The following is a 14130-nucleotide window of genomic DNA, read 5'->3' on the forward strand; positions in this document are numbered from 1 at the left end:
CTCACCTGGCGCCCCCTACGCGGCGCACCCGCCCTGACGGTCTATCCGGTGCATCCACGCGAGCAGTCACCCTTACACCGCCGCATCCGGTCCGCCGCCAAGGAACTCGCCCACGAACTCGGATGGCTCCGATAGAGCTGCTCGAACGCTGCCCCCAGTTTTGGGGGCCGCCGCTGTTGCTAACGGTGTCCGAGGATCATCCGACGAATGGACTGTGAGTCCGAAAAAGCGCAAGGTTCAACAGTTCTCGGCGCGGATCGGTGTCCTGGCGGCGGTTGCGATCGCGACGCTGGTCGGGGCCGGCGGACCCGCCGCTGTTACGTCATCAATGCGACGGACGGCGTGATCGCCGGCAAGGGCACCGCGGCTCTCACCCTCGGCCGGCGGCAGACCGTCCGGCCGAACCGATTTCGACCCTGACAGGAGATCGATACACCATGACGCGAATTCTGAACTCGCCCAAGACGAAACGGATCGCTGCGGGTGCTGCCGCACTCGGCGTCGTCGCAAGCGTGACCGCACTGACCGCGCCGTCGGCCTCGGCGACCGTCACCAGCATCGCGATCGCGCCCGCCTTCACCCTCGGCACCCACACGTACGGAACGACCTGCTCGTACACCGTCACCGTCGCGGTGGACGACAACAGCCAGACCGTCTACTTCTTCGAGGAGGGCCAGGGCCCCAGCGGATTCGCCGAGGCGAAGCCTTCCAACGGCGTAGCGAAGGCGACCTGGACCCCGTCCTCGACGAAAATCACCTACATCTACGCCATCCAGCCGAACGCGACAGCTCAAATCAGGCAGCCCGTCGATGTCGGCGCCGGCATCAACCTCGGATCCGCCTGCGTAGCAATCTGATCCGGCCACCACCCGACCTCTTCTCGCCCCACCCCCGATGCTTTGAGGAGTTTCACATGCTCGCACGCCGCGGAATCTCTGCCGCCCTCCTGATCGGCGCCGCAACCCTGTCCGCCGCCGGCACCGCCACAGCCAACCCCCTCCCGCTCGAATCGCCCGCTCCGGCAACAACCGAACCCGTCGCCGGCGGCTTGTGCAACGCCGACCCCCTTCTCGCCCTGTGGTGCTTTATCGCCAGCCCCTCTGCATAACCGTCGTCTGCCGGCGTGGGTGGCGGGTCAGCAAAGGGAAACTCGCCACCCGCCTCGGCCTTCGCCACCCCGACCGGTCGGCAGCACGAAGCGTGCAGCGTAGTCGACCGAATCCAGTGCAGGGGTCGCTTGGATCCCGTGATCAGTGGGCGTCGTCGAGGAGCCGGGAGGAGGCCTGTCCGCTATTCGTTTGCTCGCGCTCTGATTGCTCGTTCGCCTGAACTTGTTCGGCGAGGATGTCGGCATGACCGGCGTGCCGGGTATCGACCCGGTTTCCAGGCCGGCTTATCGGTGATGCCCGCGACCGATCTCGGTCCCGACTGGTCTATGACCGCCCGGTCGCGGCCATGGGCGTTGTACAACCGCGGTGGAATCGGGGCCGACCAGCAGTGCTGTGTCGGCACCCAGGGCGTGAGATATTGCCCAGGGGTGAAAACGATCGCCACCTATGGTGGCTATTCGAGACGAGCGCCGACGCCGAAGATTCTTGTCAAGGCTGCTACCAACGAAGCGGCAGACCTCACCCATCGCGCGCCGCGCCGATACACGAACCAGCTCTCCAGGAGTTCACGAATGCCGTCCACCTTTGTCGCGGATGTTCGCGACCGAGCCGATGCCTACCGCGCTACACCTTTTTCCGCGAGGTGGGCCGCGAACTGGTCGCGGAGGCGGTGAACCACCGTGCACTCGACTCCGACACACGGGCAGTGGGGGGCCGGCCACCGTACCGGCCGCGTGCCGCACGCTGCTCGCAGCATGCAGCGAACCACAATCCTCCAGACGAGTCTGTGGAACGAGACGGCACCCCCATCAGCAGTGAGTCATCAGCATTCGCTCGATGTGTCGGCGCGAGAGCCGGTCGATCCCCGAGCAGTCGTAGCACGCCGGTCCATACCGTCGGACTAGAATGTGAGGGGGCATAGATCGTGTGGCAGTGGGGTCGCACTTTCGCCGAAGGGGCCGAGGCCGCATCGTCGTCCAGCTGGCAGGTCGACAATGTTCAAGCGCCGATTCTCGATTCTGATCAACCTGCGCAGGTTGCCGACAACGCAGGCAAGGCAGTCGTGAACAACCTACGGCCGCCACTGATGCCAGGGTCGACGTTCGGGAAATATAGCCTGCGGCGGCTGATCGGTTCCGGCGGGATGGGCCGGGTATTCGAGGCACTCGATACCACCAAGGGCCGGGTAGTCGCGGTGAAAGTGCTGCCCGAACAGCTGGCCGACGACCCGGTCTATCGGGCCCGGTTCCGGCGCGAATCCCACATCGCCGCGCTGCTGCAGGAGCCCCACGTCATCCCGATCCACGACTACGGCGAGATCGACGGGCTGCTCTACATCGACATGCGACTCGTGCACGGCGAAAGCCTCCGCACCGTGCTGAGAACCCGCGGCCCGCTGCCGCCCGAGCAAGCTGTCTCGGTGATCTGCCAGATCGCAGCCGGACTCGACGCGGCACACCACGACGGCCTGGTCCATCGTGACGTCAAGCCGGACAATATCCTGCTCACCCACGACGGGTTCGCCTACCTGGCCGACTTCGGCCTGGCCAATACGAACACCGACGAACGCCTGACCCAGACCGGATCGGCGATCGGGTCGTTCAACTACATGGCACCCGAACGTTTCCAACCCGGCCCGGCCACCCCGGCTGTCGACGTGTATGCCCTGGCGTGCGTGTTGCACGAATGCCTGACCTGCACCCGCCCTTACGCGACCGATGGGGGCGACGCCGCCATCATGCGGGCCCACATGTACGAACTTCCACCCCGAACGAGCAGCTACGCACCGGGAATCCCGGTCGCGATCGACGCTGTCGTCGCGCGCGGCATGGCGAAGTCGGCTGATGAACGCTACGCCAGCGCCGGCGAACTGGCCGCCGCCGCTCACGCCGCACTTGCACCGTCAACCGGCGACGCCGCAGACGATAGTCCCCTTGCCGTATTCGAATACGATCCGACCATGGCGGCGCATCCCGCACCCCGGGCGACCTCCACGCCCGAGGTGAGATCCGTCCCTGGGCCCAGGCGCCGGCCACGCCGCCTCTGGATCGCCGCTGCCGTGGCCGTCGTGGCCGTCGTGGCCGTCGGAGCCTGGTCGCTGCTCTACAAGCCCGCACCACCGGCCCCAGGGGCGGCGAAATCCGAGTTCACCGACGACGACATCACTCTGCTGATGAACGCGCAAGGCCCGTACAACCGCAGCATCTGTCATCACTGGAAGCCAGAGGCGATTCTGGGGGAGAAAGCCCGTCTCGCCTGCGACGAGATTCCGGAAATCCGCGTGCCCAGAGCGGAGTTCCACCTGTTTCCCAGCGCCGACGCGCTAGGCAAGGCCTATCACGGCTTACCGGTACAGACCAGCAGCTGTCCGGGCTATCCAGCCGGCCCGGACGGCCCCGCGACGAGAGACGGCAGGGAGGTCGGGCGGACGGCCTGCTTCATGGATGCCACTACGACACCACCGACGTCGGGGGTGATCCAAACCGACGACGCGGCCATGAGCATGGCGGTTTTCTACTTCACCGAGTCGGTGGGCGGTAGCGCAGGTTTGTTCTGGACACTGAGCGACACGGGAGAGGGGAATTCGCAATTCCGGACCAAACCGAAGGACCCGGATTACACCACTCCAGCCGACCGTGATCTGCTCACCAAACTGCCCAAAACTTACAACCCACGATACTGTCGACACGAGTCACCCGAGAGCGATGCGACCGCCGTCGTCGTATGCTTGGGCAACGAATCTGGTGCGCCGACAGCAACCTTTTTCCAATTTCCCAACCATCCGATCGCGACGCAGTTTTTCGATGGTGTCATGAGGAAGTCCGGCGGGCGCGCGTGCGCCGGTGCAACGGTTCCCGAGCAACCGTCGATTCGAAATGGCACTACCGTCGGTCGGTTCACCTGCACCACCGATCCTGTACCGACGCTCGTTGCGTTGGATCAGAGCAGCGACATCGCCATTCGAGTCAAAGCAGTCGGTCCCGATTCCCCCTCGAACCGTCCCAAGACCGATCAGGGTTTGATCGATTGGTTCAAAAAGAACCCGCTGTAGGCGCCGATGTCTCCGCCGCGTCGGCTGAGCAGCGTCGACCGCACGTCGATTCGTCGATAACTCGCGTCATGCCGACAGACGAAGTCAACTGGTCTTCGATGCCGATGCGATGTGCGAACTCGGTAGGTCCGGGCGCTTTCCGTTTGCGATCCTCACCAGCACCAGCACCAGCACAGCCCCTGCTGAGGCGGGGCTGTGGCTCTGGCCATGGATCCTTGGGCTTCGGTTGCTCCCTGGGGCCACCGCGTCCGGCTTCGCCAGCCGCTCGCTCATGTCACAGGTGGGCTGCCCGGGCGCCGCAGCCAGTCCGCCCTGGTCCGGGGCTGGAACACCCCGGATAGATCTGGCAGGAGCCTCCGCCGCTCCGTGTCCTGGAGAGCCCGCCGCCCGGTGGGGAACTGAGTTAGCAGTCGAAGTGAGGGCACCGAAGTATCGGCGGATGCCAGTAGCTTTGCGAGGCGGCATCGAACGACGACACGGATGCCACCGGTGGTGCCGCTAGCGCCAGCGACCCCGACATCCCCAAGACGCTGGGGCCGAGCAGCATGAGTCCGCCGGTAAGGGCCATCGAGAGCAGGACGCGGCGCCGGGTACGCAAGCGCATTCGCCTGCCGGGGGTCCCGGGACGAGAAGACAGAAACTGAACAGCAAGAGGCATCTGCATCACTTCCCTGGGGGCGGTATCGCTCACGACGTGAACAGGGTCAATCCTCGTCTGTGAACGGATCGCGCAACACCCACCCCAGGGTGAAAACCCGCACCTTCCCTGACCAGCCGGCCGATCGGATTTCGGAACAGGGCCACTCCTGCCGTGACCGATTCGATGGTCACGCCGAACCCCGCACGATCGACATCCCCATTGAAAATCAACGGGCCCTGAGTCTTCGACGTCGGCAGAGCGCACGCGACTGCCGAGTCGAGTGCGTTCACGCGCTCCACAATGCCCGTAAGTTGCTTCCCGACAACAACTTCGGCTGGCACAGCTCCAGCCGTCGAGTACAGGATTCAGGACTGGGCGGAGAGGGCGACGTGGATCACCGCCGAAGTGACGCATCCGTGGCGGATGTACCAGCCGACGACACGGAGTCGCCCACCAGCTCGTGACGCGTCGCTACCGCCGACGGCTAGCTCAGTGTCTTCAGTGCTGCCGCGTCGTACGGCTTCAGTTCGTCGATCCGCCCCGCCAGGACCTTGGACGCCCACTCCGGGTCCTGGAGCAGAGCTCGGCCGACAGCGACCAGATCGAATTCGTCACGCTCCAGCCGGTCGAGGAGGTTGTCGAGGCTGCCGAGTTCGGCGCCCTCGCCGGTGAACGCACGCAGGAAGTCGCCGTCGAGGCCGACCGAACCGACGGTGATGGTGGGCTTGCCGGTGAGCTTCTTGGTCCAGCCGGCCAGGTTCAGGTCCGAGCCCTCGAATTCCGGGCGCCAGTAGCGGCGGGTGGAGGCGTGGAAGGCATCGACGCCGGCCGCGGCGAGCGGGGCCAGGATCGCTTCCAGCTCCTGCGGGGTCTCGACGAGCCGCGCGTCGTAGGCCTCCTGCTTCCACTGCGAGTAGCGGAAGATCACCGGGAACCCGGGTGAGACGACCGCCCGGATCGCCGCCACGATCTCGGCCGCGAACTTCGTCCGGGCCACGGAATCGCCACCGTAGGCATCGGTTCGGCGGTTCGTCCGTTCCCACAGGAACTGATCGAGGAGATAGCCGTGGGCGCCGTGTACTTCGACGCCGTCGAAGCCGATGCGCTCGGCGGCCGCGGCGGCATCCGCGAAGGCGCCGATGACGTCGTCCAGGTCACCCTGGGTCATCGCCTTGCCGGTGCCCTCGGTGCCGTCGACACGAATGCCGGAGGGGCCGACGGCGGGGGCATCGGCGTAGGGCTCCTCGCCATGCTTGCGGACCATGCCGATGTGCCACAGCTGCGGCACGATCCTGCCGCCTGCGGCGTGCACGTCCGCCGCCACCTTCGCCCATCCCGCCAGCTGCTCTTCACCGTGGAATCGAGGCACCCGATCGCTCTGCCCGGCCGAATCGTGGCCGACGTAGGTCCCCTCGGTGACGATCAGCCCCACGCCGGCGGCAGCGCGGCGGGCGTAGTAGGCGCGCACGTCCTCCCCGGGAACGCCGCCGGGGGAGAACATGCGCGTCATCGGCGCCATCACGATGCGGTTCGGAACGGTCAGTCCGTTCAGCGTGACGGGTCGTGACAGAACCTGAGCCGTGCGAACGGCGTCGGACGCGGTGACGGTCACTGGGCACTCCTCGTGGTTACTTGTCAATCTAGATGGTTGAGAACTTCAAGCAATATGGCAAACGCTAGTGGTAAATATTTGAGGTAGTCAAGTTTCTGTGGATAGGCTGGTTCATATGGCAGCAGCTCCCCGCGTCGACACCGCTCAGCTCATGGAGCTGCTCTCGGTGTCGCTCGGCGCCTACTACGGAGACTTCACGCTCGCGGCGGCGAGCGAGAACCTCACCGCGATTCAGGGCAAGGCGCTGACCGTGCTGCGCCGAGGCCCGATTGCGATGCGCGCCTTGGCTCACATCATGGTCTGCGACGCCTCGAACGTGACAGGGATCATCGACCGGCTGGAGAAGCGCGGCCTCGTGCGCCGCGAGGCCAGCGCATCCGACCGGCGCGTCACGAACCTCGTCATCACGGTCGAGGGCGAGCAGGTCACCGACGCCATCCGAGCGAAGATGCACACCACTCGAGAGGGCCTGAACAGCCTCAGCGCCGAAGATCAGGACCACCTGTATGTCCTGCTGAAACGGGTCTTCGTCTCCCAGCTCGCCGCCCGGCCGGAGTGAGCGGGCACGCCTCGGTGTGGTCTCTCGGTAAGTGCGCGCGGCCGTTCGCGGAGGCGCTGATCCAGTGGCGAGCCCAGACCGACCCCGCCGCCCGGCGGCGGCGATGAACTGTGAAAGGTAGTGCTGGTCGAATCACCCCGCCCGTGTGGTGGCGAGGATTCCGGCGAGAATGACGCGCACCCCGTGGTCGAACTCCGCGTCCGGATCCGCGGTGAAGGTGTCGGCCACCATGCGCGCCGTGCGCGGATAGCGGTCGGAGTCGATCCCCTGGCCGATATGTTCGAGCTCGTAGGGGTTGCCGTCGATGTACTCCGCGCCGGTGCGCGACTGTTCCTCGATGACGAAACCGACGGTGTAGTGCAGCAGGATCGGGAAGACCCGGCCGGCTTCCGGCAGCGCGAAGCCGGCATCTTCCAAGGTGCGCAGCGTCAATTCGACCGTGCGCCACATGGATTCGTCGCTCACATAGGTGCCCGCTAGGACCTTCGCCCCGTCGCGGTAGCGGAGCATCGACCGCCGCAGCCGCCCGGCCACCGCAGCCACCCAGTCCTGCCAACTCTCTCCCTGCCGTGGTGCTTCGACATCGGTGACGGCGGAGGCGAACACGGAACGCGCCATGACATCGAGCAATTCGCGCTTGTTCTTGACATGCCAGTACAGCGCGGGCGCTTGCACATCCAGCGCCGCGGCCACCTTGCGCATGGTCAGGCCGTCGAGACCCAGCTCGTCGAGCAATCCGAGCGCAGCCTCGGCGATCACGTCGGCGTCGAGCTTCTTCATCGACCACCCCTTTCGTCCGATTCCTTGACAGCTTAACAACGTTCTGCTCTCCTTAACATCGTTAAGCGATTTAACGTTGTTAAGGAGAGCGTCATGGAAACCACCGAGGTAGTCATCGCCGGATCCGGGCCGACCGGGCTCATGCTGGCCGCCGAACTGAGGCTCGCGGGCGTCGATGTCGTCCTGGTCGACGGACTTCCGGCGCGCACCGGCGAATCACGGGCCGGTGGTATCCACGCCCGCAGCATGGAGATCCTCGATCAGCGCGGACTGCTCGATCGGCTGCTGCCGCAGGGCCGCATCATGCAGGCCGGGCACTTCGGGGGACTGTCGCTGGACTTCAGCGACTTCCCCACCCGCCGCCCCTACATGCTCGCCATCCTCCAGTCCATTATCGAACGCGAACTCGACACGCACGCTACGGAATTGGGCGCGGACACACAGTGGGGTTCGCCGATCACCGGATTCAGCCAGGACGGCGCGGGCGTCGAGGTCGAGATCGGCGGAGCCAACCCCCGCCGGATTCGCGCGGCCTATCTCGTCGGTTGCGACGGTGGCCGCAGCGCGGTGCGCAAGCTGGCGGGCATCGCCTTCACCGGGACGGATGCGACCGTGACCGGAATGATTGCCGATGTCGAGCTGGCGGATCCGCCGGCGCAGCCCTTCTTCGCCCACCGCAGCGGCCCGGGTGACTTCTCGGTGGTGCAATTGCAGCCCGGCTGGTACCGGTTGATCGTCCAGCGGCACGACATGGTGCTGGAACGTGGCGCCGAGCTGACCTTCGAAGCCTTCCGCGAGCACTTCATGGAGCTCGCGGGCACCGATTTCGGCATGCACAGCCCGCGCTGGGTAACGCACTACGGCGATGCCGCCCGCCAGGCCGAGCGGTACCGCGCCAGGCGGGTATTCCTCGCCGGGGACGCCGCCCACATCCACTACCCGGCCGGTGGTCAGGGCCAGAACCTGGGCATCCAGGACGCGGTCAACCTCGGGTGGAAGCTGGCAGCGGTGTTGCGCGGCAACGCATCCGACGAACTGCTCGACACCTACGAGACCGAGCGCCACCCCATCGCGGCCCGCGTCCTGCACAACACCCGCGCCCAGACCGCCCTCATGCGCCCGGGTGCGCACATCGACGCACTGCGCGACACCGTGAGCGATCTGATCGACATGGACGCGGTCCGCACGCGGCTCGGCCTCATGATCACCGCATTGGACATCCGCTACGACACCAAGAGCGACCACCCGCTGGCCGGACGCCGCGTACCCGACGCCGGCCTCACCACCGCGGACGGCGAAACCCGGCTCCACCGGTTGCTTCAGCAGGCTCGCCCGGTCCTGCTGGTGCTCAACGGGAATGCCGTCCCCGACGTGGCGCGGTGGCAGAACCGGCTCGAGATCGTCACCGCCGAAACCCACACCGCGCAGTGGGCCGTCCCCGCAGTCGGAACCATCCCGGCCCCGGCCGCCGTACTCATTCGCCCCGACGGTTATGTCGCATGGGCGACCGATGAGTCGAGCACGGCCGGTCTGATCGATGCTCTGACGACCTGGGTCGGCGAATCGGCCTGCGTGTAGGGCAAATCGACAACTTGGCGGTGCGCCCTCCTGGACGAAGGCACGTAGACCGCGCCACGTCGAAATCGGGCGCTTGGCAATGGTTCAGCAGAGAGATCTACGGGAGGGCCCTATCATGCTGACCGCTACAGTCCACGATTGTGGACCAGCCTCGGGAAGTCTCAGCACCACCGGCGATCTTTCGATCTTCGTGGGTCCGTTGGGTAGAGATGTTGTCGCTGGGTCTGTTAGGGATCGCGGGCGGCTGGTTGCTACTCGTGACGACCACGACCACCGGCTCGCGGCTGACGTTCCCCGTGGTGGCGCCGATCGTCGCGGGAATCCTTTCTCTTCTCGTCGGACTGGACCACATCGTCCGTCCCTCACCCGAGGTGGCAGTCGACGATCAGGGCGTGACGTTCAGCCCCTTCGGCCGAATTCCGTGGGCTGCGATATCGCGTATCCATCTGATAACAGCCCATGGCAGTAGGTATCTGGCCATCGAACTGGTCGAGCCCAGCCCGAAGATCACCGAAAGGCGTTGGCTCAGATGGATCTACGGCCCGATAGGCAAGATCGCAGTCGGCTACCCACTGACCATCTCGGAGCGCTGGCTGCGCCCGACATCACTGGACGACATTGCCGCGGAACTGCACAGCAGAAACCCTGGCCTGGTCATCGAAAGATCCGAACACCAAGGCTTCCGCCGAGCCCATCCCTAGCCGCCTCGTCCCGATCATCACACCCATTCGGTCCGATCGCGAATGGTCGCCACCGCCAATCATCTTCACGGGCAATGTCCTAGCCGCATAGGGCGCCGTTCAGAGCAGCCATGCGCCACGTCCGAAGATCCGCGTGGCGCGCTGTCTGGATCGGGCACGGAACCGCGCCGGGTATCGTCGTACCAGGACGTGGAGGGGGCGGTTATGTCGTTGGTGTGGTTGGTTGTCGGCCTTGTTCTCTTCGGTGTTGTCTTGGACCGCGTGGGTGTGTGGGCCGAGTCGCGGGGTTGGATTTACTGGCGACACAGATCCGGTTCCGCTACTGCCGCAGGTCTTCTCGGAGATATGCAGACGCTGGTCGCTCCTTCGAGTCTGCATACGCAGCAGGAACTTCGCAGTCGTCAGCTCCGTGGTGAACAGCTTCAGACCGCGGGCGATCCCCTTGGAGTGGACGTTGCGCATGGCATCGTGCGGTTGTCGGCCGTGAACGATGGGATGAGCCGGTCGTAGCCGTCGGCGGAACACGACTGAGACACCTTCTCCTGCCGCATAGTGCGCGGTTCGCAGCGGTCGGCTCGCGTATTGGGCTGCCGGGGACCGAACGCTCCGGGGTGTGGCGGGTTACGCGTCGCGAATGCCGACGTTGAGGAGGTGCAGGGCTGCGTCGACGGTGGCGGCGACGAGGGTGTCATCGAGGGGGCCGGTGGCTGGGAGCATTGCGTGCAGCAGCAGGGGGCCGGTCAGGATGTCGGAGACGACGGTGGGATGAGTGAACGGCGGGATCTCGCCGCGGTCGACGGCGCGTTGGAACATTGCTTGGGTCGATCGGCGGCGTGGCGCCATGAAGGCTTCGTGGAACAACGCACTCCATTGCGGGTCGCCGCTGAGGTCGCCGAGCAGGCCGGCGATGCCTGCGGCGACGACCGGGGTGCGGAAGAACTCGACCTGTAGGCGTTGCAGCTCGATCAGGTCGCCGCGCAGGGTGCCGGTGTCGGGCGCTGGATCGGTGCCGAAATGCTCGGCCAGGGCGCTGGCGATCAGGGCGACGCGGCCCGGGAAGCGGCGGTACAGCGCGGTGCGAGTGGTACCGGCCACGGTAGCGACGCGGTCGATGGTGACTGCACTGTAACCGTCTGTCAGCAACAGCTGTTCGACGGCGGTGGCGATGGCGGTGTCCAGGGCCGCATTGCGGGGGCGGCCCATCCCGGCGGATTTACCTTTGTCAGACATACGCTACGGATTGTATCGGATTGACTCTTGCCAGACATACGCTACAGAACGTAGCGTATGTGCATGGGTGAAATCTGGATCGTCGGCGCGACCGGCCGCGCCGGGCGAAATATCAGTGCCGAACTACGCGGCGGCGGGCATCGGATCGTGCTGGTCGGCCGCAATGCTCAGCGGCTGGCCGAGGCCGCCGCGACGATCGAGGCGTCGGGCGGGGTGCCGCTACGGACGCTGGTCACCGATGATCCGCTCGCCGAAATCGCTGCGGGCAGACCGGATGTCGTCGTCAACACGGTTGGGCCGTTCGGTGCGACGACGGTCCCGACCGCGCAGGCTTGTGTGGCCGCGGGCAGTCACTACGTGGATCTGGCCAACGAATTCCAGCCCGTGCGGTCGTTGCTGGAGATGGATTCCGCGGCCCGGGCCGCGGGGTCGACACTGGTCACCGGCGCAGGCTTCGGCACCCTGGCCAACGAGGCGCTGGTGTACGAGCTGTGCGCGGGGCGCCCGTCCCCGATCCGCGTGCGAGTGGCGGCGATGCCCGTCGTGGACGGCCTGGGACCGGCGGTGCTGGCCAGCGTGGTGGATGCGGCGGCGACCGGCGGGCTGGTCTACCGAGACGGCCGCCTCGTGCGGACCCGGCTCGGCGCTCACTTGCAACGCATTCCGCTGCCCGACGGCACGACGCGTGCCACGGTGGCGGTACCCACCGGCGAGCTGGAAGCCGCGCTCCGCGCCTCGAATGCCGGTGACGTGATCGCGACCTCCAGTGAGGTCCCCACCGGCCGGGTGGCCCGGGCCGCCCTACCGATCGTGGGCGCGATACTGAGGGTAGAAGCCTTGCGGCGCATCGTGATCCGACTCATCGACCGCTGGCAACTGACACCACCGGCCACGCTCGGTGAAGTGTCGTGGGCATACGCGTGCGCGGAATGGGAGGGCGGGGAAACACGCCGGGCGTGGCTGCAGACCGGTGAGGGTTATGCGTTCACCAGCCGCGTCGCGGCCCTGGTCGCGGCCCGCCTGGCCGAAGGCGATGCCCGCCCCGGTGCGTTCACCCCTGGCGCATTGTTCGGCGCCGATCTTGCCCGATCGGCGGGCGTCACGATCACCCTCGACTCGACCGCGAAGGACCTGCGATGACCGACACCACCCGACAGCACGTGCGTATCCCGGCAGGTGCAGGCACCGAACTGGACTGCTGGCTCTACCTCCCGTCGTCACCGGCGCCGCACCCGACGGTGGTGATGGCCCACGGCATCGGCGGAGTCAAAGCCGCCGGCTTGGCCCCGTTCGCGGAGTTCTTCGCCGACAACGGCTTTGCCGCCCTCGTATTCGACTATCGCCACTGGGGTCGATCCGGCGGCACACCGCGCGAGCTCCTCTCGATCCGCCGCCAGCGAGAGGACTACCGCACCGCCCTGGCCTGGGCACGTCGCCACGACTCGCTCGACAACGATCGCCTGTTCATCTGGGGAACATCCTTCGCCGGCATGCACATCCTCGATATCGCTGCCGCCGATCCGGCACTGGCCGGAGCCATCGCACAATGCCCCCTCGTCGACGGCTTGGCCGGGATGGGGAATGTGGCTCCACTGCGCACGCTGCGCCTGACCGCTACCGCAGTGGCAGACGCGCTTTCGGGCGTCGTCGGCAACCCGCCGAAATACCTGCCGCTCAGCGTCGGACCCGACAGCCTCGGCGTGATCGCGACAAACGACTCACTGACTGGACTACATCGACTCACCCCAACCGACGGCGAGCCCTGGCCCAACCGCATCACCGCACGATCACTGCTCGACATCGCTGTCCATCGCCCTGTCCGAACGGCCCACCGAATCCAATGCCCTCTACTGATGGTCGTCGCCGAATCCGACACCATGGCCCCCACCGGACCCGCCACCCAGGCCGCCGCGCGAGCGCCCCGAGGCGAGCTCTACCGCAGCCGCGGCGGGCATTACGACGTCTATGACGGCGGGATCGACCACTCCGACGTGCTCCGAGTAGAGCTGGAATTCCTCACGAGGCACGCCGCCCACCACGCCCGATAACCACGCCGATCCTTCTCTCAATAGCTGCAAGCCGACGCAGTGGCGACTGTTCCGGTCATCTGGTTTGCGGCGGTCGAGGATGTGGGCGTCATTATCGGTCGCGGTCGTAGCCCACGATTATGGAGTGTCCGCTGCGCACCCATTTTGGCTCTCGGCGCCTCGCGAAACCGCCGTCGATGCTCTGCCCGTGCCGGACACGCACGGTAAGTAGCCGATACCGCGCTGACCGAACCGGCCAGCCCGAGGCGCCAGAGGGTGATGTTCGGCGCGGTACCGATCAACGGGTCGCGAATCGGACCCCGGCAGTCAGGCGGTTCGGCCCGGTGAGGGGTGGACCTTCGGCCCTGCCGCGAGGCGGTCCCGAAGACGACGATGTGAAGAAAAGAGGGGGTCCGGTCATGAGCCGGACATCGAGGCTGAGCCGCGGGAACGGAGAGGCCGCGGTCCGCCGGACAGTGCAGCGGAGGCGGTGAACGGAATGACGCAGCAAGCGACGACATCGACAGAGAAGATCGACGTGAAGGGCGGCCACCTTGTCGAGCGAGTCAAGGAATTGGTCCATGAGGGCAACATTCGTCGGATCATCATCAAGGACTCCGACGGCAAGACCGTGATGGAGGTACCCGTGACGGTCGGTGTGGTCGGCTTCCTCCTCGCGCCCACAGTGGCCGCGATCGGGGCGCTCGCCGCGCTCGCCGCGGACTACTCGATCGAAGTCGAACGAGAGACTCCCGACTCGACAGAGACCGGCATCACTGCGCCGACGTAGGAAATGCGGGCGGTGGCCGGAGGTGAATGATGCCGACTCGTTCCTCCAAGGT

The 14130-nt window shown here is 66.2% G+C and carries 12 protein-coding genes; 8 read left to right on the forward strand and 4 right to left on the reverse strand.

Annotated elements, in window-relative coordinates:
• Window positions 1-437: 437 nt before the first annotated feature.
• Both ACWEQQ_RS26040 and ACWEQQ_RS26045 read left to right on the forward strand, forming a co-directional pair.
• A complete protein-coding gene (locus ACWEQQ_RS26040) occupies window positions 438-857 on the forward strand; it encodes a hypothetical protein (protein ID WP_452350044.1) in 420 nt (139 codons plus the stop codon).
• A 1177-nt stretch (window positions 858-2034) separates the two neighbouring features.
• The gene (locus ACWEQQ_RS26045; RefSeq protein ID WP_452350045.1) at window positions 2035-4161 is read left to right on the forward strand and encodes a serine/threonine-protein kinase; all 2127 of its coding nucleotides are present in this window, start codon (window positions 2035-2037) and stop codon (window positions 4159-4161) included.
• Between the two features lie 687 nt (window positions 4162-4848).
• Here ACWEQQ_RS26045 and ACWEQQ_RS26050 read toward each other — a convergent pair.
• Window positions 4849-5091, reverse strand: a complete 243-nt coding sequence (locus tag ACWEQQ_RS26050; RefSeq protein WP_452350046.1) for a hypothetical protein — start codon at window positions 5089-5091, stop codon at window positions 4849-4851.
• A gap of 194 nt (window positions 5092-5285) precedes the next feature.
• Window positions 5286-6413, reverse strand: coding sequence for an NADH:flavin oxidoreductase (locus ACWEQQ_RS26055; RefSeq protein ID WP_452350047.1), 1128 nt, complete (start codon window positions 6411-6413; stop codon window positions 5286-5288).
• Between the two features lie 151 nt (window positions 6414-6564).
• On the opposite strand from ACWEQQ_RS26055, the gene ACWEQQ_RS26060 reads away from it, so the two are divergent.
• Window positions 6565-6972: a MarR family winged helix-turn-helix transcriptional regulator gene (locus ACWEQQ_RS26060; RefSeq protein ID WP_452350048.1), complete on the forward strand. Its 408-nt coding sequence runs from the start codon at window positions 6565-6567 to the stop codon at window positions 6970-6972.
• Between the two features lie 132 nt (window positions 6973-7104).
• Here ACWEQQ_RS26060 and ACWEQQ_RS26065 read toward each other — a convergent pair whose 3' ends face one another.
• Window positions 7105-7752 (reverse strand): TetR/AcrR family transcriptional regulator C-terminal domain-containing protein, encoded by a 648-nt coding sequence (locus tag ACWEQQ_RS26065; protein ID WP_452350049.1) that lies wholly within the window; start codon window positions 7750-7752, stop codon window positions 7105-7107.
• Between the two features lie 93 nt (window positions 7753-7845).
• Between ACWEQQ_RS26065 and ACWEQQ_RS26070 the strand changes: the two genes are divergently transcribed.
• Complete coding sequence (locus tag ACWEQQ_RS26070) at window positions 7846-9330, forward strand: FAD-dependent monooxygenase (protein ID WP_452350050.1); 1485 nt, start codon at window positions 7846-7848, stop codon at window positions 9328-9330.
• 212 nt (window positions 9331-9542) lie between these two features.
• Entirely contained in the window at window positions 9543-10031 is a 489-nt protein-coding gene (locus ACWEQQ_RS26075) for a hypothetical protein (RefSeq protein WP_452350051.1), read from the forward strand.
• Between the two features lie 621 nt (window positions 10032-10652).
• Here the strand turns inward: ACWEQQ_RS26075 and ACWEQQ_RS26080 are convergent.
• Window positions 10653-11261, reverse strand: coding sequence for a TetR/AcrR family transcriptional regulator (locus ACWEQQ_RS26080; protein ID WP_452345156.1), 609 nt, complete (start codon window positions 11259-11261; stop codon window positions 10653-10655).
• A 63-nt stretch (window positions 11262-11324) separates the two neighbouring features.
• Here ACWEQQ_RS26080 and ACWEQQ_RS26085 point away from each other — a divergent pair, with 63 nt between their 5' ends.
• The 3 genes from ACWEQQ_RS26085 (at window position 11325) to ACWEQQ_RS26095 (ending at window position 14078) form a co-directional block, all read left to right on the forward strand.
• On the forward strand, window positions 11325-12401 hold the full coding sequence (locus ACWEQQ_RS26085; RefSeq protein ID WP_452350052.1) for a saccharopine dehydrogenase NADP-binding domain-containing protein: 1077 nt from the start codon (window positions 11325-11327) through the stop codon (window positions 12399-12401).
• The gene (locus tag ACWEQQ_RS26090) at window positions 12398-13309 is read left to right on the forward strand and encodes an alpha/beta hydrolase (RefSeq protein WP_452350053.1); all 912 of its coding nucleotides are present in this window, start codon (window positions 12398-12400) and stop codon (window positions 13307-13309) included. The genes ACWEQQ_RS26085 and ACWEQQ_RS26090 overlap by 4 nt, the downstream gene beginning before the upstream one ends.
• Before the next feature lie 478 nt (window positions 13310-13787).
• The gene (locus ACWEQQ_RS26095; protein ID WP_452350054.1) at window positions 13788-14078 is read left to right on the forward strand and encodes a DUF4342 domain-containing protein; all 291 of its coding nucleotides are present in this window, start codon (window positions 13788-13790) and stop codon (window positions 14076-14078) included.
• Window positions 14079-14130: the final 52 nt, after the last annotated feature.

Source organism: Nocardia sp. NPDC004123, assembly GCF_053603795.1.